This is a genomic window from Burkholderia sp. SCN-KJ (genome assembly GCF_024656005.1).
In the GTDB taxonomy this organism is placed as follows: domain Bacteria; phylum Pseudomonadota; class Gammaproteobacteria; order Burkholderiales; family Burkholderiaceae; genus Burkholderia.
Window position 1 is genome coordinate 601417 of the sequence record NZ_JANKOG010000001.1, and the last position, 25516, is coordinate 626932.

The 25516-nt window shown below is 69.0% G+C and carries 23 protein-coding genes; 4 read left to right on the forward strand and 19 right to left on the reverse strand.

Features of this window, described 5'->3' with window-relative positions; genetic code table 11:
- Window positions 1-94: 94 nt before the first annotated feature.
- The 9 genes from NQV17_RS02760 to NQV17_RS02800 form a co-directional block, all read right to left on the reverse strand.
- Complete coding sequence (locus NQV17_RS02760; RefSeq protein WP_124488267.1) at window positions 95-517, reverse strand: CopD family protein; 423 nt, start codon at window positions 515-517, stop codon at window positions 95-97.
- Window positions 518-534: 17 nt separating this feature from the next.
- Window positions 535-1806, reverse strand: coding sequence for a glutamate-5-semialdehyde dehydrogenase (locus NQV17_RS02765; RefSeq protein ID WP_044844155.1), 1272 nt, complete (start codon window positions 1804-1806; stop codon window positions 535-537).
- 138 nt (window positions 1807-1944) lie between these two features.
- Complete coding sequence (gene holA / locus NQV17_RS02770; protein ID WP_124488266.1) at window positions 1945-3039, reverse strand: DNA polymerase III subunit delta; 1095 nt, start codon at window positions 3037-3039, stop codon at window positions 1945-1947.
- Window positions 3040-3057: 18 nt separating this feature from the next.
- Window positions 3058-3612 carry an LPS assembly lipoprotein LptE gene (gene lptE / locus NQV17_RS02775; RefSeq protein WP_257768583.1) on the reverse strand — a complete coding sequence of 185 codons (555 nt, stop codon included), beginning with the start codon at window positions 3610-3612 and terminating at the stop codon, window positions 3058-3060.
- Between the two features lie 38 nt (window positions 3613-3650).
- Window positions 3651-6245, reverse strand: a complete 2595-nt coding sequence (gene leuS, locus NQV17_RS02780; protein ID WP_257768585.1) for a leucine--tRNA ligase — start codon at window positions 6243-6245, stop codon at window positions 3651-3653.
- 361 nt (window positions 6246-6606) lie between these two features.
- On the reverse strand, window positions 6607-7062 hold the full coding sequence (locus NQV17_RS02785; protein WP_257768587.1) for a biopolymer transporter ExbD: 456 nt from the start codon (window positions 7060-7062) through the stop codon (window positions 6607-6609).
- A gap of 22 nt (window positions 7063-7084) precedes the next feature.
- Window positions 7085-7753 (reverse strand): MotA/TolQ/ExbB proton channel family protein, encoded by a 669-nt coding sequence (locus tag NQV17_RS02790; RefSeq protein WP_257768589.1) that lies wholly within the window; start codon window positions 7751-7753, stop codon window positions 7085-7087.
- A 19-nt stretch (window positions 7754-7772) separates the two neighbouring features.
- On the reverse strand, window positions 7773-8570 hold the full coding sequence (gene dapB, locus NQV17_RS02795) for a 4-hydroxy-tetrahydrodipicolinate reductase (RefSeq protein ID WP_044844161.1): 798 nt from the start codon (window positions 8568-8570) through the stop codon (window positions 7773-7775).
- Window positions 8571-8635: 65 nt separating this feature from the next.
- Window positions 8636-9442 (reverse strand): outer membrane protein assembly factor BamE, encoded by an 807-nt coding sequence (locus NQV17_RS02800; protein ID WP_257768592.1) that lies wholly within the window; start codon window positions 9440-9442, stop codon window positions 8636-8638.
- Window positions 9443-9584: 142 nt separating this feature from the next.
- Here NQV17_RS02800 and fur point away from each other — a divergent pair, with 142 nt between their 5' ends.
- Window positions 9585-10013 carry a ferric iron uptake transcriptional regulator gene (fur, locus tag NQV17_RS02805; RefSeq protein WP_011350926.1) on the forward strand — a complete coding sequence of 143 codons (429 nt, stop codon included), beginning with the start codon at window positions 9585-9587 and terminating at the stop codon, window positions 10011-10013.
- 209 nt (window positions 10014-10222) lie between these two features.
- Here the strand turns inward: fur and NQV17_RS02810 are convergent, their stop codons facing one another.
- From NQV17_RS02810 to NQV17_RS02820, 3 genes are all read right to left on the reverse strand, one after another.
- Window positions 10223-10747 (reverse strand): ureidoglycolate lyase, encoded by a 525-nt coding sequence (locus NQV17_RS02810; RefSeq protein ID WP_059535280.1) that lies wholly within the window; start codon window positions 10745-10747, stop codon window positions 10223-10225.
- A gap of 14 nt (window positions 10748-10761) precedes the next feature.
- On the reverse strand, window positions 10762-11769 hold the full coding sequence (gene alc / locus NQV17_RS02815) for an allantoicase (protein ID WP_257768597.1): 1008 nt from the start codon (window positions 11767-11769) through the stop codon (window positions 10762-10764).
- A gap of 103 nt (window positions 11770-11872) precedes the next feature.
- The gene (locus NQV17_RS02820; RefSeq protein WP_124488262.1) at window positions 11873-13192 is read right to left on the reverse strand and encodes a C4-dicarboxylate transporter DctA; all 1320 of its coding nucleotides are present in this window, start codon (window positions 13190-13192) and stop codon (window positions 11873-11875) included.
- A gap of 202 nt (window positions 13193-13394) precedes the next feature.
- Between NQV17_RS02820 and NQV17_RS02825 the strand changes: the two genes are divergently transcribed.
- Window positions 13395-14117, forward strand: a complete 723-nt coding sequence (locus NQV17_RS02825) for a FadR/GntR family transcriptional regulator (protein WP_257768601.1) — start codon at window positions 13395-13397, stop codon at window positions 14115-14117.
- Window positions 14118-14174: 57 nt separating this feature from the next.
- Here the strand turns inward: NQV17_RS02825 and cynR are convergent, their stop codons facing one another.
- Entirely contained in the window at window positions 14175-15062 is an 888-nt protein-coding gene (gene cynR, locus NQV17_RS02830) for a transcriptional regulator CynR (RefSeq protein ID WP_257768603.1), read from the reverse strand.
- Window positions 15063-15373: 311 nt separating this feature from the next.
- Between cynR and NQV17_RS02835 the strand changes: the two genes are divergently transcribed.
- Complete coding sequence (locus NQV17_RS02835) at window positions 15374-16573, forward strand: MFS transporter (protein WP_257768605.1); 1200 nt, start codon at window positions 15374-15376, stop codon at window positions 16571-16573.
- A 95-nt stretch (window positions 16574-16668) separates the two neighbouring features.
- On the opposite strand, the gene NQV17_RS02840 is transcribed toward NQV17_RS02835, so the two are convergent.
- The 4 genes from NQV17_RS02840 to NQV17_RS02855 all read right to left on the reverse strand — a co-directional run bounded on the left by NQV17_RS02840 (window position 16669) and on the right by NQV17_RS02855 (window position 21101).
- Entirely contained in the window at window positions 16669-17727 is a 1059-nt protein-coding gene (locus tag NQV17_RS02840) for an L-idonate 5-dehydrogenase (RefSeq protein ID WP_257768607.1), read from the reverse strand.
- 10 nt (window positions 17728-17737) lie between these two features.
- Window positions 17738-18622, reverse strand: a complete 885-nt coding sequence (locus NQV17_RS02845; protein ID WP_257768609.1) for a 2-hydroxyacid dehydrogenase — start codon at window positions 18620-18622, stop codon at window positions 17738-17740.
- Between the two features lie 70 nt (window positions 18623-18692).
- A complete protein-coding gene (locus NQV17_RS02850; protein ID WP_257768611.1) occupies window positions 18693-20147 on the reverse strand; it encodes an MFS transporter in 1455 nt (484 codons plus the stop codon).
- A gap of 180 nt (window positions 20148-20327) precedes the next feature.
- A complete protein-coding gene (locus NQV17_RS02855; protein WP_257768613.1) occupies window positions 20328-21101 on the reverse strand; it encodes an SDR family NAD(P)-dependent oxidoreductase in 774 nt (257 codons plus the stop codon).
- Between the two features lie 162 nt (window positions 21102-21263).
- Between NQV17_RS02855 and NQV17_RS02860 the strand changes: the two genes are divergently transcribed.
- Window positions 21264-22154, forward strand: a complete 891-nt coding sequence (locus tag NQV17_RS02860) for a LysR family transcriptional regulator (RefSeq protein ID WP_257768615.1) — start codon at window positions 21264-21266, stop codon at window positions 22152-22154.
- 79 nt (window positions 22155-22233) lie between these two features.
- Here the strand turns inward: NQV17_RS02860 and gap are convergent, their stop codons facing one another.
- Both gap and tkt read right to left on the reverse strand, forming a co-directional pair.
- Window positions 22234-23244: a type I glyceraldehyde-3-phosphate dehydrogenase gene (gene gap, locus NQV17_RS02865; RefSeq protein WP_044844172.1), complete on the reverse strand. Its 1011-nt coding sequence runs from the start codon at window positions 23242-23244 to the stop codon at window positions 22234-22236.
- 87 nt (window positions 23245-23331) lie between these two features.
- Window positions 23332-25404: a transketolase gene (gene tkt / locus NQV17_RS02870; protein WP_257768618.1), complete on the reverse strand. Its 2073-nt coding sequence runs from the start codon at window positions 25402-25404 to the stop codon at window positions 23332-23334.
- Window positions 25405-25516: the final 112 nt, after the last annotated feature.

Genomic DNA, 25516 nt, shown 5'->3' on the forward strand with positions numbered 1-25516 from the left:
GCATCAGCCGCTACCCGGCACGCACGTAAACGACGAACGGCGCCCCGAGGGGCGCCGTTGCGCATGGGTCGGTGCAGCCGACCGGCCGCTCAGCTCAGAACGGCTTGATCACGACCAGCGCGACCGCCACGAGCATGCCGAGCACCGGCAGTTCGTTGAACACGCGATACCACTTGTCGGTGCGACGGTTCTCGCCGCGCTCGAACACCTTCAGCAGATGCCCGCAATACGCGTGGTAGATGACGAGCAGCAGCACCACCGTCACCTTCGCATGGATCCAGCCCTGCCCCTGGCCGATGCCGATCACGAGCCACAGCCACAGCCCGCATGCGAGCGCCGGCACGGCGATCATCGTCATGAAGCGGAACAGCTTGCGCGCCATCAGCAGCAGGCGCCGCACCGCGGCCGGATCGGTCTCCATGGCCAGGTTCACGTAGATGCGCGGCAGGTAGAACAGTCCCGCGAACCACGCGGCGATCAGAACGATATGGAACGTCTTGACCCAGAGCATTGCCATCGGTTGTGCGCCTCGCTTTACTGGCGGCCTTCGCCATGCCCGAGCACGACGTACTTCAGCGACGTGAGCCCTTCCAGGCCGACGGGGCCGCGTGCGTGCAGCTTGTCGTTCGAGATGCCGATTTCCGCGCCGAGGCCGAATTCGAAGCCGTCCGCGAAGCGCGTCGACGCATTGACCATCACGCTCGCCGAATCGACTTCGCGCAGGAAGCGCATCGCGCGGTCGTGATCCTCGGTGACGATCGCATCGGTGTGGTGCGAGCCGTAATGATTGATGTGCTCGATCGCGGCGTCGAGGCCGTCGACGACCTTGATCGCCAGCACCGGCGCGAGATATTCGGTGTGCCAGTCTTCGTCGGTCGCGTCGACGAGCGGACCGACGCCCGCCTCGGCGAGCACCGCGCGCGCGGCCGCATCGACGCGCAGCTCGACCTGCTTGTCGCGATACAGTTTGCCGAGCGGCGGCAGCAGCGCGGCCGCGATGCCGCCCGACACGAGCAGCGTTTCCATCGTGTTGCAGGTGCCGTAGCGGTGCGTCTTCGCGTTGTCGCACACCGTCAGTGCCTTGGCGAGATCCGCGCGATCGTCGACGTACACGTGGCAGATGCCGTCGAGGTGCTTGATCATCGGCACGCGCGCCTCGTTGATCAGCCGCTCGATCAGGCTCTTGCCGCCGCGCGGCACGATCACGTCGACGTATTCGGTCATCGTGATCAGCTTGCCGACCGCCGCGCGATCGGCGGTCGCGACGACCTGCACCGCGTCCTGCGGCAGGCCGGCCGCCTCGAGCCCTTCGCCGATCAGCTTCGCGAGCGCCGCGTTCGATTCGAGCGCCTCGGAGCCGCCGCGCAGGATCGTCGCGTTGCCCGACTTCAGGCACAGCGCGGCCGCGTCGATCGTCACGTTCGGGCGCGACTCGTAGATGATGCCGATCACGCCGAGCGGCACGCGCATCTGGCCGACCTGGATCCCGCTCGGGCGATACTTGAGATTGCCGATCTCGCCGATCGGATCGGCCAGCGACGCGACCTGGCGCAGGCCTTCGACCATCGTGTTCAGCGCCTTGTCCGACAGCGTCAGGCGGTCGATGAACGCCGCATCGAGCCCCTTTTCGCGGGCACGGGCGACGTCGCGCGCGTTCGCGTCCTTCAGCGCCTGCGCGTCGCGCTCGATCGCGCGGGCCACGGCGTCGAGCGCCGCGTTCTTCGCCGCCGTGCTGGCGCGCGCCATCGCGCGGGAAGCGTGCCGGGCACGGCGGCCCAGGTCCGTCATGTACTGGTCGATATCCATCGTGTGACTCGAGAAGCGAGCCGCTTGGCGCGGCATGAATTCGTGGAGAAGCGTGAGGCGCGGCGGCAGGAAGGCCGCGCCGGCCATCGAAATATTGTAAGCGGGTTGCGATGCGTGCGCTGAAGGCCCGGACGGGGCTTAACGCCGCACACGACCCGCGGTCGGCGGTCGTTCGCCGCGCGCGCCCGCCACCGTCATCGCGAGCTGGAACAGGCCGTCCCACGGATCGGGCGGCGGCTCGTCCTGCGTGCGGCGGCCCGGCGTGACGGCCGACAGCCCCTTCACCTGCCGGTCGAGCTTCGCGGCAAACGCGAGCGCCTTCTCGAGCACGCCTTCCGACACGCGGTTCAGCGCGGGGCCGATCAGCCGCTCGCGCGGCCCCCACACGCGGTTCTCGCGCAGCAGCGTGGCCAGCGGCTTGCCGGCCGTCGTGCCGCGCTTGATCCGCAGCAGCGTGCGCAGTTCCTCGACGACGGCCCACATCACGAGCACGATCGCCTCGCCCTCGCCCTTCAGCCCGTCGATCATCCGTGCGAGCCGCGCGGCGTCGCCCGCGAGCATCGCCTCGTTCAGCTTGAACACGTCGTAGCGTGCGACGTTCAGCACCGCGTCGTGCACCTGCTCGAACGTCAGCACGCCCTGCGGATAGAGCAGCCCGAGCTTCTGGATTTCCTGGTGCGCGGCGAGCAGGTTGCCCTCGACGCGCTCCGCGATGAACTGCAGCGCGCGCCGGCCGTCGTCGCCGGGCGCGACGCGCTGGCCCTGCATCGACAGACGCTGGCCGATCCAGTTCGGCAGCTGCGCGCGGTCGACCGGATCGATCTTCAGCGCGACGCCGCCGTTCTGCAGCGCGGTAAACCACGCGGATTTCTGCGTGGCCGCGTCGAGGCGCGGCAACGTGACGAGCATCAGCGCATCGGGGTTCGGTGCGGCCGCGAGCGTCTTCAGCGCGTCGGCGCCTTCCTTGCCGGGCTTGCCCGACGGAATGCGCAGCTCGATCAGCTGACGCTCGCCGAACAGCGACATCGCCTGGGTCGCGCCGAGCAGCACGCTCCAGTCGAAACCGCGCTCGACCGTGTGCACCGAACGCTCGGTGAAGCCGGCCGCGCGCGCGGCCGCACGAATGCGGTCGCACGCTTCCTGCGCGAGCAGCGGCTCGTCGCCGTAGACGGTGTAGAGCCCGGCCATCCCCTTCGCGAGGTGCGGCTCCAGCGCATCAAGTCGCAATTGCATCGATACGTGCGCCGGCGATCAGAGCGGCGGCGGCGGCAGCGGTGCGCGCGGCGCAACGCCCGGCACCACGTCTTCCGGCGCCGGCGTCAGCGAGTGGACGATCGCGAGACGCCGCATCAGCTGGTCGACCGCGTCGTTCTGCATGTCGCCGTACAGAATCTCGGCTTCCTGCGCCTTCGCGTTCGTGTACTGGTCGCTGTACGTCATCGCGCGGTTCAGCGCGATCGCGCTCGGCGGGATCAGCACGGTGCCGTCCTTGCTCGTCAGCGTGTAGTTCAGCGTATAGAACAGCGCGTATTCCTGCGCCGAGCCGTACTTGTTGAGCGTCAGCGTGTTCTGCCCACGCGACTCCCACATGCGCAGCACGGCGTCGGCGTCGTCCGCCGACTTGACGATCTTCGTGTCGCTGCCGGCCTCGACGAGGCGCACCAGGCGCGCCTCGACGGGCGCCGGCGCGCCGGCCACCAGCAGGCGCTTGAACGCGTAGTCCTGCTGGCCGCGCAACTGGAAACCGCATGCCGACAGCGCGAGCGCGCTGCCGACGGCGAGCATCAAAAACGATCTGCGGATCACCTTCGCTCCTTCTGTGTGCGCCCGGCGGCCAACGGCCGTCAGACGACGATGTTCACGAGGCGGCCCGGCACGACGACGATCTTCTTCGCCGGCTTGCCGTCGCTGAACTTCGCGAATGCTTCGTCGGCCACCGCCGCCGCTTCGATCGCCTCGCGGCTCGCGTCCTTCGCGACCTTCAGCGCGCCGCGCACCTTGCCGTTCACCTGCAGCACGAGTTCGATCTCGGCCTGCTCGAGCGCAGCCTCGTCGACCTTCGGCCACGGCGCGTCGAGCAGCGGGCCGAATTCGTCCGCATAGCCGAGCGCCTTCCACAGTTCGAACGTGACGTGCGGCACGACCGGGTACAGCACGCGCAGCAGCACGCCGTACGTCTCGCGCAGCACGCCGGGCGTCGCGCCCTTCGCGCCGTCGATCGCGTTCAGCATCTTCATCGCGGCCGACACGACCGTGTTGTACTGCAGGCGCTGGTAGTCGAAATCGGCCTGCTTCAGCACGCTGTAGATCTCGCGGCGCAGCGCCTTGTCGGCATCGCCGAGCGCGGCCGCGTCGAAGCCCGCGCGCGCGGCGAGCGCTTCGCGGTTCGTCGCGCCGAAGCTCCACACGCGGCGCAGGAAGCGGCTCGCGCCTTCGACGCCCGCGCCCGACCATTCGAGCTGCTGCTCGGGCGGTGCGGCGAACATCGTGAACAGGCGCGCGGTATCGGCGCCGTACTGGTCGATCAGCACCTGCGGATCGACACCGTTGTTCTTCGACTTCGACATCTTCTCGATGCCGCCGAGCACGACCGGCTCGCCGTCGGCGTTCAGCGTCGCGCCGACCGGGCGGCCCTTCTCGTCGAACGCGACGGTCACGTCGGCCGGGTTGTACCAGGTCTTCTTGCCCGATGCGTCTTCGCGGTAGAACGTCTCGTTCAGCACCATGCCCTGCGTCAGCAGGTTCTTCGCCGGCTCGCCGAACTTCACGAGGCCGAGGTCGCGCATCACCTTGGTCCAGAAGCGCGAATACAGCAGGTGCAGGATCGCGTGCTCGATGCCGCCGATGTATTGATCCATCGGCATCCAGTAATCGGTGCGCGCGTCGACCATCGTCTCGGCGTCCGGCGCCGTGTAGCGCGAGAAGTACCACGACGAATCGACGAAGGTGTCCATCGTGTCGGTTTCACGCTTCGCGGCCGCGCCGCACTTCGGGCACGAACAGTTCAGGAACGCTTCCGACTTCGCGAGCGGGTTGCCCGAGCCGTCCGGCACGAGGTCTTCCGGCAGCACGACCGGCAGGTCCTGCTCCGGCACCGGCACGTCGCCGCACGACGGGCAGTGGATGATCGGGATCGGCGTGCCCCAGTAGCGCTGGCGCGACACGCCCCAGTCGCGCAGGCGCCACGTGACCTGCTTGTCGCCGAAGCCGCCGGCCTTCAGGTCGGCCGCGATCGCGTCGACCGCCGCGCCGTACGCCAGGCCGTCGTACTTGCCGCTGTTGATGCAGGTCGCGACTTCCTTGTCGCCGTACCACTCCTGCCATGCGTCGAGCGAGTACGTCTGGCCTTCGGCCGCGATCACCTGCTTGATCGGCAGGTCATATTTCTTCGCGAATGCGAAATCGCGCTCGTCGTGCGCCGGCACGCCCATCACCGCGCCTTCGCCATAGCTCATCAGCACGTAGTTGCCGATCCACACCTCGACCGGCTCGCCCGTCAGCGGGTGCTTGACCGAGAAGCCCGTCGCGACGCCCTTCTTTTCCATCGTCGCGACATCGGCCTCGGCGACGCCGCCGCGCTTGCATTCGTCGATGAACGCCTGCAGTTCCGGCTTGCCCTGCGCGAGGCGCGTGGCGAGCGGGTGCTCGGCCGCGATCGCGCAGAACGTGACGCCCATGATCGTGTCGGCACGCGTCGTGAACACGCGCAGCAGCTTCTGCTCGCCGTCGAGTTCGTACGGGAAGCCGAAGTTCACGCCGAAGCTCTTGCCGATCCAGTTCTGCTGCATGATCTTCACGCGCTCGGGCCAGCCGAGGCCGTCGAGGTCGTTCAGCAGCTCATCCGCGTACTGCGTGATCCGCAGGTAGTACATCGGGATCTCGCGCTTCTCGACGAGCGCGCCCGAACGCCAGCCGCGGCCGTCGATCACCTGCTCGTTCGCGAGCACGGTCTGGTCGACCGGATCCCAGTTCACGGTGCCCGTCTTCTTGTACGCGATGCCCTTCTCGAGCATCTTCAGGAACAGCCACTGGTTCCACTTGTAGTAGTCGGGCTTGCACGTCGCGATCTCGCGCGACCAGTCGATCGCGAGGCCCATCGACTGCATCTGGCCCTTCATGTAGTCGATGTTGTCGTAGGTCCACTTCGCGGGCGGCACGCCGTTCGCCATCGCGGCGTTCTCGGCCGGCATCCCGAACGCGTCCCAGCCCATCGGCATCAGCGTGTTGTAGCCGTTCATCCGCAGATAGCGGTACATCACGTCGTTGATCGTGTAGTTGCGCACGTGACCCATGTGCAGCTTGCCGGACGGGTACGGCAGCATCGACACGCAGTAGAACTTCGGCTTCTGCGAATCTTCCTTCGTCTTGTAGGCATCGGCTGCGCGCCAGTCGCCCTGAGCGGCGGCTTCGACGTCGGCGGGTACGTATCTCTCGTGCATGGTGTGGTTCGGACTAGGCTTTAAGCGGCGCGCCACGAGGCGGGCACGCGGAAGTGGACGAAATCGGGCAGCCCGGCGGCGGGAGCAGGCTCGCGGTTCTCGTGCCTGCCTCATGATCCGGATATTCGCCGGGTAACCCGGAGGGTCTCCAGGTTACCCGGCGAAACCCAGCCAACCGGGCGGAAACGACGATTATACCGTCCGTGGCGGGCGGTACGGCCGGTCTCGCGGGCCGGCCCGCATTCTGGTGTGCGCGGGATGGGTGGGTGACCGTCGTGGCGGCGGCTCGGCGGGCTGCCGGGCTGCGGCTCTGCAGCTGCGGCCCGTGCGTCTACGTGTCCGCGGTCCGCGCGGCAGCGGCTCAGCGCGCCGCGCCCGCGGCGGCCGGCGCGGCGGCGCCCGCCGACGGCACGTCGGTGACGAAGCCGATCCGCGTGAGCCCGGCGGCCTGCGCAGCGCCCATCACCTGCGCGATCACGTCGTAGCGGGTCGCCCGCGAGGCGCGCAGCCGCAGCTCGGGCGGCGCGGCGCCCGCGGCGGCGGCCCGGAAGCGCGCCGGCAGCGCGTCGAGTGCGACGGGCGCGTCGTCCCAGTAGAGCTTGCCGGCGTCGTCGATCGACAGCGTGACCGACTGTGGCGTGTCGCGCGCGACGCTGGCCGCGACCTTCGGCAGGTCGAGCCGGATCGCGTGCGTCATCAGCGGCGCGGTGATGATGAAAATGACGAGCAGCACGAGCATCACGTCGATCAGCGGCGTCATGTTGATCTCCGCCATCGGCGCTGACGTCTTGTGGTGCTCCAGTCCGCCGAATGCCATGGTCGTCCCTCCCGGCCGCGCGTCAGGCGCCCTGCGCGCACACGAATACGTGCAGGTCGCGCGCGAAGCCGTCGAGTTCCTCGGCGAGCTGGCGCACGAGCCGCCCGAGGATGTTGTAGGCGAGCACCGCGGGGATCGCGACGACGAGCCCGAACGCCGTCATGATCAGCGCCTCGCCGACCGGCCCCGCGACGCTCTCGATCTGCGCCTGCCCGCTCGCGGCGATGCTGCCGAGCGCGTGGTAGATGCCCCATACGGTGCCGAGCAGCCCGACGAACGGCGCGGTGCTGCCGATCGACGCGAGCAGCACCTGGCCGAACTCGAGACGCCGCTGCGAGCGCAGCATCGCGTGACGCAGCGCGCGCAGCACGCGTTCGCTGCGCTCGACACGCGCGGCGAGCGCCGCCGGATCGTGTTCGTCGGCCGCATCGCGCGCGGCTTCGGCGAGCGGCACGAACACGCGCTCGCGATCGGTGCCGGCGAGCGCGGCGATGCCCGCGTCGAGCGACGCCGCGCGCCAGAACGCGGCGAGCGCGCGCGGCCCCTGCCGCTTCGCGCGGACCAGCAGCCAGGCTTTCATGAGGAGGAAGCACCAGCTGGCGACGGACATCGCCAGCAGCACGTAGGCGACGGCGTGCGTGATCGCATCGCCGCTTTCGAGGTAGTGGACAACGCCGGTGGGAATCGCCATCGGAGTTTCCCCGTGAGGGTCAGCGCAGGCCGAGCACGTCCTGCATGTCGAACAGGCCGGCGCCGCGCGCCGACAGGAAGCGGACCGCACGCAGCGCGCCCTGCGCGTACGACACGCGGCTCGACGACTTGTGCGTGATCTCGATCCGTTCGCCGATCCCGGCGAACAGCACGGTGTGATCGCCGACGATGTCGCCGCCGCGCACGGCCGCGAAGCCGATCGTCGACGGGTCGCGTTCGCCCGTCACGCCCTGGCGGCCGTACACCGCGCAGTCGTCGAGCGAGCGCCCGAGCGCGCCGGCCACGGCCTCGCCCATCATCAGCGCGGTGCCCGACGGCGCGTCGACCTTGTGACGGTGGTGCGCCTCGATGATCTCGATGTCGTAGCCGTGCGAGAAATGCTTCGCCGCGAATTCGAGCAGCTTCAGCGTGACGTTCACGCCGACGCTCATGTTCGCCGCGAACACGATGCCGATCTTGCCTGCCGCGGCCTGCAGCTCGGCCTTCTGCTCGGCGGTGAAGCCGGTCGTGCCGATCACGAGCTTCACGTCGTGGCGCAACGCGGCCGCGACGTGCGCGATCGTGCCTTCCGGCCGCGTGAAGTCGATCAGGTAGTCGGCCTGCGCGAACACGGCGTCGAGGTCGTCGGTCAGCTTGATCCCGGTTTCCTTGCCGAGGAACGCGCCCGCGTCCTGGCCGAGGAACGGCGAATCGGCGCGGTCGAGCGCGCCGACGAGCTGCGCGTCGGAATCGTTGAGAACGGCTTCGATCAGCATCCGGCCCATACGGCCCGATGCACCGGCAATCGCAATCTTCATGGCTTTCTACACGACAGGTCTAAAGGCGGGCGGCGCATGCCGCCCTGTTTCCGCACGCCGGCCGCTTACTGGGCCGGCGCGGTGAGCGGCTGGTTCTGCAGGTTGTCCGAGCCTTGCGGGCCGACCGGCGGCGACGCCTCGTTCGACGCGTTCGGCTGCGGCGGGCGATGGAACTGGAACTGCGGCTGGATCGCCGGCGCGGCGCCCGGCGGCTGGCCGCCCGGCACCGGCGCGCCGCCCGAGGCCTGCGCGGACGGCGTGAAGCGGCGGGCGGTCGTGCCCTGCCCCGACACCTGGTTGGTCGCGCGGTTCGCCGCGCGCGCCGCCTGGGCGTTCGCATCCTGATCGACCGCCGCGCCGGAAACCGGCTCCAGGGACGGGCTCGCGGCCGCGGTCGCCTGCGCGGCGCTCGCCGCAGCCGCGGCAGCGGCGGCTTCGGACGCCTTCTTCGCCGCGGCCGCGGCCTTCGCCTTCTTGCCGCCGCGATCGCCGTCGATATCGGCCAGCAGGTCGAGTTCGGACGGCAGGTTCTCGGCGCCCGTCCAGCTCGCGAGGCGATCGCCCGAGAACGTCAGCACGAGGTCGCGCTGCTGGACGACGGACGTTGAGCCGCGCTTGAAGTAAAAGAGGTAATCCCAGCGGTCGGCATGGAACATGTCCGACAGCAGCGGCGTGCCGAGCAACGCGCGCACCTGCTCGCGCGTCATTCCGGCCTGCAGCTGCGCGGCCTTCTCCTGCGACACGAAGTTGCCCTGCACGACAGTGATCCGATAGGGCGTGATGCTCTGCGCGATGCGCTGCGTCACGCTGTCGTACGACGAACAACCAGCCAGCGCGGCAACGGCGGCGGCAGCGATGATGGCACTCCGCATGCGACTCCTCTGATAGTGCGAAAGGGATTCCGGGAACATTTCCGTCACCGAGCTGGCCCGCGTCGCGGGTCGCGCGTGTTTCTGGAACGGCCAAAAGCCGGTAACATTGAAGCCCTGCATTGTACTCTAGGGATGCCTAGCCATGACCAATCCGACGGATCTCAAGAATATCGGGCTAAAGGCCACCCTACCGCGCCTCAAGATTCTCGAGATCTTCCAGCAAAGCCCGGTGCGTCACCTGACGGCCGAAGATGTCTACCGCAACCTGCTCAACGAGCAGCTCGACATCGGGCTCGCCACCGTTTACCGCGTGCTGACGCAGTTCGAGCAGGCCGGCCTGCTCACGCGCAGCAACTTCGAATCCGGCAAGGCCGTGTTCGAGCTCAATGAAGGTTCGCACCACGATCACCTCGTCTGCCTCGATTGCGGCCGCGTCGAGGAATTCTTCGATGCCGAGATCGAAGGCCGCCAGCAAGCGATCGCCAAGGAACGCGGCTTCCGGCTCCAGGAACACTCGCTCGCGATGTACGGCTCCTGCACGACCGAGAACTGCCCGCACCGCAAGCACTGATCCGTACCCTGCGCGCACGCGCGACGGCCCGGCCGGCAGCTCGCCGCCCGGGCCGTGTTGTTTTGGGGAAGGAAAAACGGCCCGCACGTCGCGTGCGGGCCGGGTCGGAACATTTTCGGTCGATCGTGCGGGACGAGGCGCCGCGTGTCGCCGGCGCGCGGCGCTCGATCTACTCGAATCCGCTCAATCCCTGACCCTACCTTCGCGCGTCAGGCCGCGCTCGCGCACGCCGGCGCGAACTCGAGCGCCCACGCGTCGTCGAGCGGAATCTCGTCGCAGTTCGGCTGCGGGCCGCCACGGTCGACGATCACGAAGTCGCTGACCGCGTCGAGCGCGAGCAGCGGATGGTGCCAGACGCCCTTCGCGTAGTTCACGCCCTGCCAGCCTTCGGCGAGGAACGCGCGCATCGCGTCGGGCCGGAACTCGCCGGCCGGCGCGACGACGATCGCATAGCGCGACACGGCCGCCAGCGGGATGAACGCCTGGCTGCCGTGCGGATGGCGCTCCATCAGCGTGATCGCCACCGGCAGCGCGCGCGGCTGCGCACGAAACACGCTGACGAGCGGCCGGCCGCCGTCCGCGCAGACGTCGATCGTCGCGAGATCGTGGAAGCGCTCGGTCGTGCCGCCGTTGATCGGGAAGTGCCGCGCCCCTTCGAGCGCGATCACGTCGCCGAACGGCGCGAATGCCTCGCGGGTCAGGCGCTCGACGCGCAGGATGTGTGGTCCGCTCATGCCGATGCCCTCCTTCAAGCCGGCTCGCCCCACAGACGCAGGCGCGACACGCCGCCATCCGGGAAGATGTTGAAGCGCACGTGCGTGACGGGGCCCAGCGCCGCGAGCTGGTCGAACGTATGCACGTGGTCCATCTGCAGCTTCTGCTCGCCGAGCAGTTCGGCCCAGAACATCGCCTGCGTGACGAGCGAATCGTCGGTGCCGCCGGCGACGTGCGCGGCCTGCAGCGAACAGCGGTCGGGGAAGTTGCCCTTGAAGAACGCCGTATCGACCTCGACGCGCCGGATGATGCCCGGCCGCGCCAGCGCGACGATCGCCCAGTCGTTGCCGGGCTCGCGGCGGCGCCGCGTTTCCCAGCCGTCGCCCATGTTCGCGCCGCGCCCCGGCATCAGCATCTGCGAGGCCGGGCCGAAGTGCTGGTTGTTCGCGGCCACCAGGTAGCCGCCGTTCTCGATCGCCGCGAGATCGACGAGTTCGCCCGCCGGCACGTGGCGCCAGTCGCGCTGCGGCTGGCCGTACACGCGCAGCCGCGCGAGCCCGCCGTCCGGATACAGGTTCACGCGCAGGTGCGTGACCGGCTGCGCATCGTCGACGCTCACGTAGTGATGCGAATTGCCCTGCAGCGTCGTCGCGGGGACGATCGTGCGCCATTCGGTGTCGTCCGGCGGCGTGTCGCCGTCCACCGCACAGGCCTCGATCGACGCGGCCGGCGGAAAGTTGCCGGTGAAGTGGCTCGTATCGAGATCGACGCCGTAGATCACGCCCGGCCGCGCGAGCCGGACCACGCAGAAGTCGTGGCCGGTGGTGCGCTTGCGGCGCGTTTCCCAGCCGTCCATCCACTTGCCGTGGTCGTCGTACTTGCCGGGAATGAAGACGGCCGGCTCGGGATTCAGCATGCGCTCCTTCGGCGCGAAGAATTCGTCGCTGGCGAAGAGCGCCTGCGCGCCCAGGCGCGGGTCGGCGAGGTTCATGTAGCGCCGCGTGAAGGCCGGCGCGTTCGGATCGAGGATGGGGGCTGCCATGTCGTCTCCATTATTTTGGCAAGGACCGGCGCATCGTCGCGCCGGCCGCGGGACATTCGTTCGCGCGAAGCAGCCCGGGAGGCCGCCTCGCGCGCGGGTGCGCTCAGAGCGCGTGGGCCTGGTCGCCGGCGACCGGCGCGGCGCTGCCGGCTTCGTCGGCCACGTAGCGCAGTTCGCGGTTCAGCACGCGCTTCGCACGGGCCCGGTCGATGTCGTTCTCCCACACGGCGACGACCACCGTCGCGACGCAGTTGCCGATCAGGTTGGTCAGCGCGCGGGCGATGCCGACGAACCAGTCGACCGGCAGGATCAGCACGAGGCCGAGCACCGGAATCGCGGGAATCGCCGACAGCGTCGCCGCGAGGATCACGATCGCCGAACCGGGAATCCCGTGCGCGCCCTTCGACGTGACGAGCGACACGAGCAGCACGACGATCAGGTCGTGCGTGGACAGCGGCGTGTTGGTGGCCTGCGCGATGAACAGCACGGCGAGCGTCAGGTAGATCGAGAAACCGTCGAGGTTGAACGAATAGCCGGTCGGGATCACGAGGCCGACCGTCGAATCCTTGATGCCCATGTATTCGAGCTTGCTCATCACCTGCGGCAACACCGCGTCCGACGACGCCGTGCCGAGCACGATCGACAGTTCCTCGCGCAGGTAGCGGATCAGCTTGAACACCGAGAAGCCCGCGAGACGCATCACCGCGCCGAGCACGACCGTGACGAACACGAAGCAGCTCAGGTAGAACACCGCGACGAGGTAGCCGAGCTGCTTGAGCGACGCGACGCCGTACTTGCCGGTCGTGAACGCGATCGCGCCGAGCACGCCGAGCGGCGCGAGCTTGATGATGAAGCCGATGATGCGGAAGAACACGTGCGACAGTTCCTCGATCAGCGAATTGACGCGCTGCGCCTTGTCGCCGAGCAGCGACAGCGCCGAGCCGAACAGCACCGCGAACACGAGGATCTGCAGGATGTCGCCCTTCGCGAACGCGTCGATCGCGGTCTCGGGGATGATCTTCATCAGGTAGCCGGCCGTGTCCTTCAGGCTTTCGGCGTTCTTCGCGTACGTCGAGAGCGAGGCCGCGTCGAGCGAGCGCAGGTCGATGTTCATGCCGACGCCGGGGCGCGTGACCCATGCGAGGACGAGCCCGATGCCGAGCGCGAGCGTCGTCATGATCTCGAAGTAGACGACCGCCTTCAGGCCGACCCGGCCGACCTTCTTCAGGTCGCCCGCATTGGCCATCCCGCTGACCACGACGCAGAACACGATCGGGCCGATGACCATCTTGATGAGCTTCAGGAAGCCGTCGCCGAGCGGTCGCAGCGACTCGGCGAAATGCGGGAAGAACGCGCCGAGCGCGACCCCCAGGATCAATGCGACGACTACCCGGCCAAACAGCGAATTGAGGAATTTCGACACGGCACTCTCCCGATCCAACGGTTGCAGTTTCGTCTGTTCATACTGGTAAGACCAGTGATGTTATGGTGGATAGTAGGAAGCCGATATAGTGGAGTCAAGGACGGACAAAATAGGGATTTCCCGCCCCTGTGCCCCGCACCGTGCGGGGGCGGATCGTGGCTTTCCCGTAGGCCGGTCGTGCACCGCGCGCGTGCGGATTACAATGCCGGTCAGACCGGCCATCGTTCACATCATGAAAAACGTTCCGCACACCGTGACCGACGCCGCCATCGCGACGATCCGCGACCGGATCGAGGCAGGCGTGTATCCGGTCGGCAGCCTGCTGCCGGCCCAGCGCCAGCTCTCCGAGGAGCTGGAGATCAGCCGCGCGTCGCTGCGCGAGGCGCTGTCGACGCTCGAGGCGCTCGGGATGCTGCGCATCCGCGCCGGCAAGGGCGTGTACGTCGAAAGCGCGCAGGCGTCGGCCGCGCATCCGTGGCAATTCGCCGAGCAGTCGTCGCCGCCCGATACGTACCAGATGCGCTATGCGCTCGAAGGGTTCGCCGCGCGGATGGCCGCGCACGTCGTCAGCGACGACGACATCGCGTGGTTCGAGGACAACCTCGCCGACCTGCACGTCGCGCTGACCGAGAGTGCGCTCGACGAAGCGTCGCAGCTCGACTTCGATTTCCACATGCGGATCATCCATCTCGCGGGCAACGCGGCGATCGAGTCGGTGCTGCGCAGCAGCGCCGACATCATGAAGGAAAGCCAGCGCATGCCGTTCTACCGGCGCGAGCTGCTGCTGTCGACGTGGCACGAGCACCGCGCGATCGTCGACGCGCTGATCGCCCGCGATGCGGCCGCGGCCGGCACCGCGATCGAGACGCACATCGCGAACGCCGCGCAGCGCGCGGGCATCTTCTTCCCGACGCCGGGCACCTGACGCAGCCACCGGCCTCCGGTCGCGGCCGGTGCGGCAGCGGTTCGCCGGTCGTACCGGTCATCCCCCCGAAGGATCGCGATACGCGAGCGCGCGCTCGATGAACGCGCGCGCCGCGACGCTGCGGTATGCGCCCTTGCGCGTGAGCAGCGCGGCCGTGCGCGACGGCAGCGGCGGATCGAGTTCCAGCGCGCACAAGTCGCCGCTCTCGCGCGCGATCGCGTCGGGCAGCACCGTCGCGAGCCGCCCGCAGCGCACGAGTTCCAGCACCGCGCTGACCGTATTCGTCTCGATCGCGATCTTCGGCTGCGCACCCTGCTCGATGAAATACCGGTCGATGCTCGCGCGCGTCGCGAACGCGCGGCTCAGCAGCACCAGCGGCTCGCCGGCGAGTTCGGCCGGGCTCAGCGCGCGGCGGCGGGCGAGGCGGTGCGCGCGGCCCGTCACCAGGGCGAGCGGCTCGTCCCACAGCGGCAGCGCGTCGATGTCGGGCGCGCGCGGCGGCAAGAACGCGAAGCCCGCATCGAGCCGGTCGTCGGCAAGCTGCGCCTCGATGCGCTCCTGCGGCATCGCGTCGATCGTCAGCGCGACGTTCGGGAAATCCGCATGGAACGCATCGATCAGCGAGCCGCTCAGGTAGGCCGCGAAGGTCGGCATCATCGCGAGCCGCAGCGAACCGCTGCCGAGATCGGCAACGTCGTGCAGCGCTCGCTGCCCGGTGTCGAGCTCGTGCAGCGCCGCGCGCGCGTGGCGCGCATAGACCTCGCCGAATTCGGTGAGCCGCACCGTGCGGCCCGAGCGGTCGAACAACGGCACGCCGAGCATGTCCTCCAGCTGGCGGACCTGCTGCGACAGCGTCGGCTGCGACACGTGCAGCGCATCGGCCGCGCGCGTGAAGCTGCGCTGCTCGGCGACGGCCAGGAAATAGCGGATGTGGCGGAGTAGCATGGCGGCCCGGGTATTGGTAGAACCAATGGATACCATAAGGATCCAGTCTTGGACGCTATGGTTCGGTTCCCGCATCATACGCACATCCGCTCCCGCGCACGCCGCCTGGCCGCGCACCGGAGCGGCCCGCCCGGGCCCGCCCTCCCCGCCCGCCGCACGACGTTGCGCCGCCGCCTCGACCGGGCGCCGGCCACGCGCCCCCGGCGCGCATCGCGCGCATCGTCGATCCGCTGACGCCGGCCCCGATTTCCGCAACCCCGCGTTGCCGACGGCCCGTGCCGCCGGCCGGCACCGCTGTTTCTTTCGCGACCATGGAACCGCATCAAGACAACCATCCTCCCCTGACCCGCGCGATGACGCTGCTGTTCGCCTGCGCGTGCGGCATCGTCATCGGCAACATCTACTACGCGCAGCCGCTGCTCGCCGCGATCGCGCACAGCTTCGGCCGCCCGCCCGCCGAACTCGGCTATCTCGTCACGCTGACGCAGCTCGGCTATGCGGCGAGCCTGCTGCTGATCGTCCCGCTCGGCGACGCGGTCAACCGCCACACGCTGATCGTGCGGCTGCTCGTGCTCAACGTGATCGCGCTGGCCGCCGTCGCGTTCAGCACGAACTTCACGATGTTCGTCGTCGCGAACATCGCGCTCGGCTTCGTCACCTGCTCGACCCAGCTGCTCGTGCCGTTCGCCGCGTCGCTCGCCGACGCGCGCACGCGCGGCCGAGCGGTCGGCACCGTGATGAGCGGGCTGCTGCTCGGCATCCTGCTCGCGCGCGTCGCCGCCGGCGCGATCGCCGATGGGTTCGGCTGGCGCGCGGTGTACGGCATCGCCGCGGCGATGATCCTCGCGCTGACCGGCGTGCTCGCGGTGAAGCTGCCGAAGGATCGCCGCCACGCGCGGCTCGACTACGCGGCGCTGATGCGCTCGCTGGTCGCGCTGGTGCGCGCGCAGCCGTTGATCGCGCTGCGCTCGGCCTACGGCGCGCTCGTGTTCGCGTGCTTCAGCCTGCTGTGGACCGGCCTCACGTTCCTGTTGAGCCAACCGCCGTACAGCTATTCCGAAGGGCGGATCGGCCTGTTCGGGATCGTCGGCGCGGTGGGCGCGCTCGCGGCGACGTCGGCCGGCCGGCTCGTCGATCGCGGCCACGGCAACGTGGCGACCGGCCTGTTCGCGGCGGCCGTGCTCGCGTCGTTCGCGCTGATCGCGGCCGGCGCGCATTCGCTCGGCGCGCTGATCGCGGGGATCCTGCTGCTCGACGTCGGCGTGCAGGGCATGCACATCTCGAACCAGAGCGTGATCTATGCACTCGCGGGTCACGCGCGCAGCCGCGTGACGACCATCTACCTGACGAGCTACTTCATCGGCGGCGCATGCGGATCGTTGGCGGCGAGCGTCGCGTACGGCATCGACGGCTGGCGCGGCGTGTGCATCGCGGGCGCGGCGCTCGCGGGCGTGCTGATCGCCCTGTGGCTCGCGTCGCAGCGCATCGGCGCGCGGCAAGTCACGCAATGATCGGGTTTCGCTCCAGCCGATGAAAAAGACACGCTCTGCCAATCGCGGGCGTGCCTTCTTGGCCTTGCGCGCCGTCGCGCGCCATCAGCGGACGATCAAGCCGCCGCGTCCGCGAAATCGATCAGCACCTTCATCGCGCGCTGCCGGTCGCCGGCCAGCTCGAACGCGCGGTTCGCGTCGCGCATCGGGAACACGCCCGTCACGGCCGGGCGCAGGTCGACGCGCTCGGCATTGATCAACTGCACCGCGAGCGCGAATTCCGCGTGGAAGCGGAACGATCCGCAGATCGACAGCTCCTTCGCGACCACGACGTTCTGCGGCAGGCTGACGTCGCCGCCGAGCCCGAGCTGCACGACGACGCCGCGCGGCCGCATCACGTCGAGGCCGTCGCGCAGCGCGCGCGCATTGCCCGAACACTCGATCATCACGTCGAACGTGCCCTTGTCGGCACCGTAGCGCGCGACCCAGCCGGTGTCGGCCGCCGCGTTGATCGTATGGTCGGCGCCGAGCGCGCGGGCGACCTCGAGCGGCGCATCGACCACGTCGGTCGCGACGATCTCCGCCGCGCCGTGCACCCGCGCCGCCGCGACCGCCAGCACGCCGATCGGCCCGCACCCCGACACGAGCACGCGCCGCCCGATCAACGGGCCCGCGCGCGACACTGCATGCAGCCCGACCGCGAACGGCTCGGCGAGCGCCGCGAGCGACAGCGGCACATGGTCGGCCACCTTCACGCACTGCGCGGCATCGCACACGAGCGCGTTGCGAAACGCGCCCTGCACGTGCGGCATGCGCATCGCGCTGCCGTAGAAGCGCATGTCGAGACACTGGTTCGGCAGCCCTTCGAGGCAATAGCGGCACGCGCCGCACGGGCGGCTCGGATTCACCGCGACGCGATCGCCGACCTTCACCGACGTCACGTCCGGCGCGACCGCCGCCACCGTGCCGGCGACTTCATGGCCGAGTACCATCGGCTGCTGCAGCCGGATCGCGCCGAAGCCGCCGTGCCGGAAGTAATGGAGATCCGAGCCGCAGATGCCGCCCATCGCGACCTCGACGCGCACCTGGCCCGCGCCGACCTCGCCCGCGTCCTGCTCCTCGAGCCGCAGGTCGTTCGGTCCGTGGATCACGAGACACATGCAACGCATACGCATGACAGCCTCCTCAGACGACCGGCGTGAGCAACGGCGCGCCGGCGAAGTGCGCGGCGAGGTTGTCGCGCACGAGCCAGCCCATCGCCTGGCGCGTCTCGACGGTGCCGCTCGCATGATGCGGCTGCAGCAGCACGTTCGGCAACGCGAGAAAGCGCGGGTCGATGCGCGGTTCGTTCCAGAACACGTCGAGCGCCGCGCCGGCGATCGCGCCACGTTCGAGCGCGTCGAGCAGCGCGGGCTCGTCGACGGTCGTGCCGCGCGACACGTTCACCAGATAGCCGCGCGGGCCGAGCGCGTCGAGCACGGCCGCGTCGACGAGGTGGCGAGTCGACGCGCCGCCCGCCAGCGTGACGATCAGCACGTCGCACCAGCCGGCCAGCTCGGCCAGGCGGCCGAAGAAGCGATGCTGACTGTTGTCGCGCGGCGCGACGTCGAAGTAGCCGAGTTCGACGTCGAAACCCGACAGCCGGCGCGCGAGCGTGGAGCCGATCCGGCCGAAGCCGACGATGCCGACGCGCTTGCCGTACAGGCGCGTGACGAGCGGCATGTCGCCGTCGGACCATGCGCCGGAGCGGACGTACGCGTCGCCGGCGCCGATCCGGCGCAGCAGCGCGAGCGTGAGGCCGACGCCGAGATCGATCGCATCGGTGCCGACACCGTAGCACGCGATGATCTCGAGCTTCGGCAGCGCGGCGATCAGCGCCGCGTCGGCGCCGAGGTCGCCGCGCGTCGCGATCGCGCGCACGCCGGCGCCGTGTTCGGCGAGGCATGCCGCACGATCGGCGGCCTCCCACAACCGATGGACGTCGTAGCCGGTCGACAACCATGCGTCGTCCCACGGCTGGTAAGGGCCCGTCATCAGCAGCTCGGGCCGCCGGTTCGATTCGTGCGCCATCTGCGCTTGCTCCTGTCGAAAAGCGTTGAAAGTCGAATGCGTGCCGGGCCGCGTCGGCCGCCCGGCCCATTCATGCATGCCGTGCGAGCGATTCGGCGTCCGGGGCCGATTGCGCCTGCGCGGCGTCGAGCGGATCGTCGAGATCGCGGTTCAGCGTCTCCGGCATCCGCGCGGTGGTGAACAGCGTGATCAGCGTCAGCAGCACCAAGTACGCGGCGATCGGCACCCATGCATGCACGCCCGCCGCATGGTCGCCGCCGTGCCGCGCGATCACGGTCGCGATGAGCGTCGCGCCGACGAGCGGGGCGATCCCGCCCGCGAGCACGGCCGACACTTCGCGCGAGAACGACACGCCCATGTAGCGATGCCGCGCGCCGAACAGTTCGGGCAGCAGCGCGGCCTGCGCGCCCAGCATCCCCCAGTTCGCGAAGCCCTGCGCGATCGAGATCGCGATCACGCTCGCCACCACGTTCCCCTGGCTGAAGATCCACCACACCGGAAACGCGAGCGCGAGCTGCAGCCACGCGAACGTGCGGTACACGCGCACGCGGCCGAAGCGATCGCTCAACCGCCCGGCCAGCGGCACCGTGCATGCGCCGACGGTCGCCGCGCACACCAGCGCGAGCGCGCCGATCGGCCCCTTCATCCCGATCACGCCGGCGAGATAGCTGACCGCGAGCGCCTGGTAGATCGACGAGCCGCCGTTCTCGGCCATCCGCAGGCCGATGCCGATCAGCAGCGTGCGCTTCGAATGCCGGACCGCGCTCTTCAGCGGATTCGCCGACACCTGCGCGCGCTTCTCGAGCCGCACGAAGGTCGGCGACTCGTGCAGCCGCACGCGCATGTAGAGCCCGACCGCGACGATCACCGCGCTGAACAGGAACGGCACGCGCCAGCCCCAGCCGTCCGTCACGCGCTCGAGGTTCGCGAGCAGCAGGAAATAGACGGCCGCCGCGAGCAGCGTGCCGAGCTGGATCCCGAGAAACGGCAGCGACGCATAGAAGCCGCGTTTGCCGGGCGGCGCGTATTCGGTCATCAGCACGGCCGCGCCGGCCTGCTCCGCGCCGGCACCCAGGCCCTGCAGGATGCGCAGCAGCACCAGCAGCGCCGGCGCCCAGTAGCCGGCGCTCGCATAGGTCGGCAGCACGCCGATCAGCGTGCTCGCGACGCCCATCAGCAGCACCGTCGCGGTCAGCACGAACTTGCGGCCGACGCGATCGCCGAGCACGCCGAACACCACGCCGCCGAGCGGGCGCACCGCGAAGCCGACGAAGTACGTGCCGAAGCTCGCGATCAACCGCATCTCGGCGGTTTGCGCGGGAAAGAACAGCGGTCCGAAGACCAGTGCCGACGCGAGCGTGTACAGCGCGAAATCGTAGTATTCGAGCGCGCTGCCGAGCGAGCAGGTCCATGCCGCGCGGTTCAGCTGCTGCGTGTCGACGCCGCGACGCTCGGCGGCATCGGCCGGCGCGTCCGTGCCGGGCATTGCATCGCGCCGCGCGGGCGGCGGGGAAGTGCGATCCATCGTTGTCTCCTGTCTCCTGCGTTCCGTTCCGGAACCCGGCGCGAGGCGCACCGGGACATCGGCCCGCTCGTGCGGCGGGCTCTTCTGGGCATTCGGATGCCGGCGCGAGCCGGCATTGGCCGGCATTGGCCGGCGCTCACCGGCGCAACGACGCTGCGCTCACGGCGCAAGCGCCGTCGCTCAGACGGCGCTGGTCAGCCCGCCGTCGACGAACAGCGTCTGGCCATTCACGAAATCGGATGCGGCCGACGCGAGGAAGATCGCCGCGCCGCACAGCTCGTCGACCTGCCCCCAGCGGCCGGCCGGCGTGCGCTTGCACAGCCAGTCGGAGAACGCCGCGTCGTCGACCAGCGCGCGATTCAGTTCGGTCTCGAAATAGCCGGGCGCGAGGCCGTTCGCCTGGATGCCGTGACGCGCCCAGTCGGCGCACATCCCTTTCGTCAGCATCCGCACCGCGCCCTTCGTCGCCGCATACGGCGCGATCGTCGGCCGGGCGAGCTCGCTTTGCACCGAGCAGATGTTGATGATCTTGCCGCGGCCGCGCGCGATCATGTGGCGCGCCACCGCCTGCGCGACGTTGAACACGCCGTCGAGGTTCACGCGCATCAGCGCGTGCCAGTCGTCCGGGTCGAATGCGTCGAGCGGCGCGCGGCGCTGGATGCCCGCGTTGTTCACGAGGATGTCGATCGCGCCGACGTGCGCCTCGAAATCGTCGATCGCCGCGCGCACCTGCGCGTGCTCGGCGACGTCGAACACCGCGTAGTCGGCCGCGAAGCCTTCCTCACGGAAATGGCGCGCGAGCGTCGCGGCCTTCTCCTCATTGCGATCGTTGATCACGATCGCCGCACCGGCCTCGGCGAGCCCGCGGGCGAGCGTCAGGCCGATCCCGCGTCCGGAACCCGTGATCAGTGCGCGGCGGCCGTCCAGGCGGAACCGGTCAAGCGCGTTGCTCATGCATGTCTCCTCGTGCCATCGAGCCGACCGCCGGTCGCGGCCGGTCTCGCGTCGAGGGTATCTTCGGCGCTCGGCCGGGCGTCGCGCCAATGGTCTTTTTTGATCCGGTTATCATGAAATCCGATCACCGTTCTCTTCACCGTTCGCTGCCGCCCGCCCGCCATGGAACTCAAGCAATTGCGCGCCTTCGTCACGCTCGCGGAAGAACTGCATTTCGGGCGCGCCGCGCAGCGCTTGTTCATCGTGCAGTCCGCGCTGAGCATGCAGATCAAGGCGCTCGAGGAGGATCTGGGCGCACGCCTGTTCGAGCGCGACCGTCACAAGGTCGAGCTCAGCGATACGGGGCGCGTGTTCCTGCCCGAAGCGCGGGCGACGCTGCAGCAGGCCGCGCGCGCGGAGCAGATGGCGCGGCTGTCGAGCCACGGCGAGATCGGCACGCTGCGCATCGCGTTCGTGTCGTCGGTGCTGCCGGCGCTGCTGCCGGCCGTGCTGCGCACGATGCGCGAGCGCTATCCGCTGATCACGCTCGAACTGAAGGACATGCCGACGCCCGACCAGATCGCCGCGCTGCGCGACCGGCGCATCGATTTCGGGATGATCCGGCTGCCGGCTGCGTATGCGGGCATCGACACGCGCGTGGTGCTCGAGGAAGGCTTCGTGGTCGCGCTGCCGCTCGACCATCCGCTCGCCGCGCACGACACGATTTCACCGTCCGCGTTGCGCGGCCAGCCCGCGTTCGTGCTCGCGCGCCGCTACGCGCCCGGCTTTCACGACGACATGCTGCTGGCACTGAGCCGCGCGGGCACGACGCTCGAGATCGCGCAGGAGTTCGGGGAATTCACGACGATGCTCGCGCTCGTCGCGGCCGGCATGGGGATCGGGCTGATCCCGGCGGAAGCCGCGAGCGCGCTGCCGCCGAACGTGCTCGCGCGGCCGCTCGACCTGGCCGGCCACCGGACCGGCATCGGCCTCGCGTGGACCGACCTCGACAGCCCGCTGAAGCGCGCGTTCGTCGACGCGCTCGAGCAGGTGACGGCGAACGCCGCGCAATAAAAAACCCGGCCGGGAAAAATTCCGGGCCGGGCTCGTTCGCCACGCAGGCCGCCGTGCGGCGGCCGCGCGACGTGCGGGATTACTTCGCGTTCGCGAATGCGACTGCCGTATCCAGCATGCGGTTCGAGAAACCCCACTCGTTGTCGTACCAGCTCGACACCTTGACGAGGCGGCCCGACACCTTGGTCAGCGTTGCGTCGAACGTCGACGAAGCCGGGTTGTGGTTGAAGTCGATCGACACCAGCGGTGCGTCGTTGTAGCCGAGGATGCCCTTCAGCGCGCCTTCCGATGCTTCCTTCATGATCGCGTTGACTTCCTCGACCGTCGTGTCGCGCTTCGCGATGAACGACAGGTCGACGATCGACACGTTGATCGTCGGGACGCGGATCGCGTAACCGTCGAGCTTGCCGTTCAGTTCCGGCAGCACGAGGCCGACGGCCGATGCAGCGCCCGTCTTCGTCGGGATCTGGCTGTGGGTAGCCGAACGCGCGCGACGCAGGTCTTCGTGATAGACGTCCGTCAGCACCTGGTCGTTCGTGTACGCGTGGATCGTCGTCATCAGGCCGGTTTCGAGGCCGATCTTGTCGTTCAGCGGCTTGACGAGCGGCGCGAGGCAGTTCGTCGTGCACGATGCGTTCGAGATGACGGTGTGCTCGGCCTTCAGCACGTCGTGGTTCACGCCGTAGACGATCGTCGCGTCGACGTCCTTGCCGCCCGGCGCCGAGATGATGACCTTCTTCGCGCCGCCCTTCAGGTGCGCGCTCGCCTTTTCCTTCGTCGTGAAGAAGCCCGTGCATTCCATCACGACGTCGACGCCGAGCTCGCCCCACGGCAGTTCTGCCGGGTTGCGGTTCGCGAGCACGCGGATCTTGTCGCCGTTCACGACGAGGAAGTCGCCGTCGACCGACACTTCGCCCGGGAACTTGCCGTGCGCGGTGTCGTACTGGGTCAGGTGCGCGTTGGTCTTCGCATCGCCCAGGTCGTTGATCGCGACGATCTCGAGATCGTGCTTCTTGCCGTTTTCATAGAACGCGCGCAGCGTGTTGCGGCCGATACGGCCGTAGCCGTTGATTGCGACGCGAATCGTCATGGTCTATCTCCTGATGGCTGAAAAAATTCGTTTCGTGCAGCTTCACGGTGCGACGCGCGCGAGGGGTGGCGCGCGTCGCGAATGCTTTTAGGCCAGCACGGCCTTCGCGGTCTCGACGACGCGCTCGACGGTGAAGCCGAAGTACTTGAACAGCACGCCGGCCGGCGCCGATTCGCCGAACGTGTCGATCCCGACGACGCCGCCTTCGCGGCCGACGTACTTGTGCCAGAACGCGGTCACGCCCGCTTCGATCGCGACGCGGCGCACGCCGTGCGGCAGCACGCGTTCGCGGTATTCGGCGTCCTGGCGGTCGAACACGTTGGTCGACGGCATCGACACGACGCGGGCCGCGATGCCCTGCTGCGCGAGCGGCTCGACGGCCTTCATCGCGAGTTCGACTTCCGAGCCCGTCGCGATCAGGATGATCTTGCGCGCGACGATCTCTTCGTCCCAGTCCTTCAGCACGTAACCGCCCTTCTCGATGTTGGCGATCTGCGCGTCGGTGCGCGGGTTGAATGCGAGGTTCTGGCGGCTGAAGATCAGGCTCGACGGACGGTCTGCGGCGACCGCGTGGGTCCACGCGACGGCCGTCTCGACCGTGTCGGCCGGACGCCAGACGTCGTGGTTCGGGATCAGGCGCAGGCTCGACACGTGCTCGATCGACTGGTGCGTCGGGCCGTCTTCACCGAGGCCGATCGAGTCGTGCGTGAATACGAAGATCGACGGGACCTTCATCAGCGACGCGACGCGCAGCGCGTTGCGGCTGTAGTCGGAGAACGTCAGGAACGTGCCGCCGAACGGCTTGTGGCCGCCGTGCAGCGCGAGGCCGTTGATCGCGGCGCTCATGCCGAATTCGCGCACGCCGTAGTTGATGTGGTTGCCGAGCAGCACGCCCGCGCCTTCCGGATTCGCGCGGACCGCCTTCGATGCCTTCCAGTTGGTCAGGTTCGAGCCGGTCAGGTCGGCCGAGCCGCCGAGCAGCTCCGGCAGTGCGGCGGCGAGCCCTTCGATCGCCTGCTGCGACGCCTTGCGGGTCGCGACCGTCTCGGCGCGCTCGTTCGCACCGGCGATGATCGCCGCAGCCTTCTCGGCCCAGTCGGCCGGCAGCTTGTTGGCCATCCGGCGCTCGAATTCGGCGGCTTCTGCCGGGAACTTCGCGCGATAGGCGGCGAACGTCGCGTCCCATTCGGACTCGGCGCGCTTGCCGGCTTCCTTCGCGTCCCATGCCGCATAGACTTCCTGCGGAATCACGAACGGCTCCCACTTCCAGCCGAGCGCTTCGCGCGTCTTCGCGATTTCTTCCGCGCCGAGCGCCGCGCCGTGCACGTCGTGGCCGCCCGCCTTGGTCGCCGCGCCCTTGCCGATCACCGTCTTGCAGCAGATCAGCGTCGGCTTGTCCGACAGCTTCGCCTTCGCGATCGCCGCGTCGACCGCGTCGACGTCATGGCCGTTCACGTTCGGGATCACGTTCCAGCCGTACGCTTCGAAGCGCTTCGGCGTGTCGTCGTGGAACCAGTTGACGACGTCGCCGTCGATCGAGATGCCGTTGTCGTCGTACAGCGCGATCAGCTTGTTCAGCTTCAGCGTGCCCGCGAGCGAGCAGGCCTCGTGCGAGATGCCTTCCATCAGGCAGCCGTCGCCGAGGAACACGTACGTGTGGTGATCGACGATCTTCGCGCCGTCACGGTTGAACTCGTCGGCCATCAGCGCTTCGCCGAGCGCCATGCCGACCGCGTTCGCGAGGCCCTGGCCGAGCGGGCCGGTGGTCGTCTCGACGCCCGGCGTGATGCCGTATTCCGGGTGGCCCGGCGTCTTCGAGTGCAGCTGGCGGAAGTTCTTCAGCTCTTCCATCGGCAGGTCGTAGCCGGTCAGGTGCAGCAGCGAGTACAGCAGCATCGAGCCATGGCCGTTCGACAGCACGAAGCGGTCGCGATCCGCCCAGTGCGGGTTCGTCGGGTTGTGCTTCAGGTGGCGCGACCAGAGCGCGACGCCGATTTCGGCCATGCCCATCGGCATGCCGGGGTGGCCGGAGTTCGCTTGCTGGACGGCGTCCATCGCGAGCGCACGGATCGCATTGGCCATCAGGGTGGTGGAGGCGGGAGACGAAGTCGTCATGTCGAGTCCGGAGAACGAGTCGAGGAAACGGGGGCACGGCGGCATCCGGAAGCTCGAGCGTCAATCGTTCCCGGCGCGCAGTGCGGCGCCTGACGGACGCGAAGCGGACGGAGCCTACGGACGGGGCTGCAAAGCTCGTCATTTTAACAGATGGGCT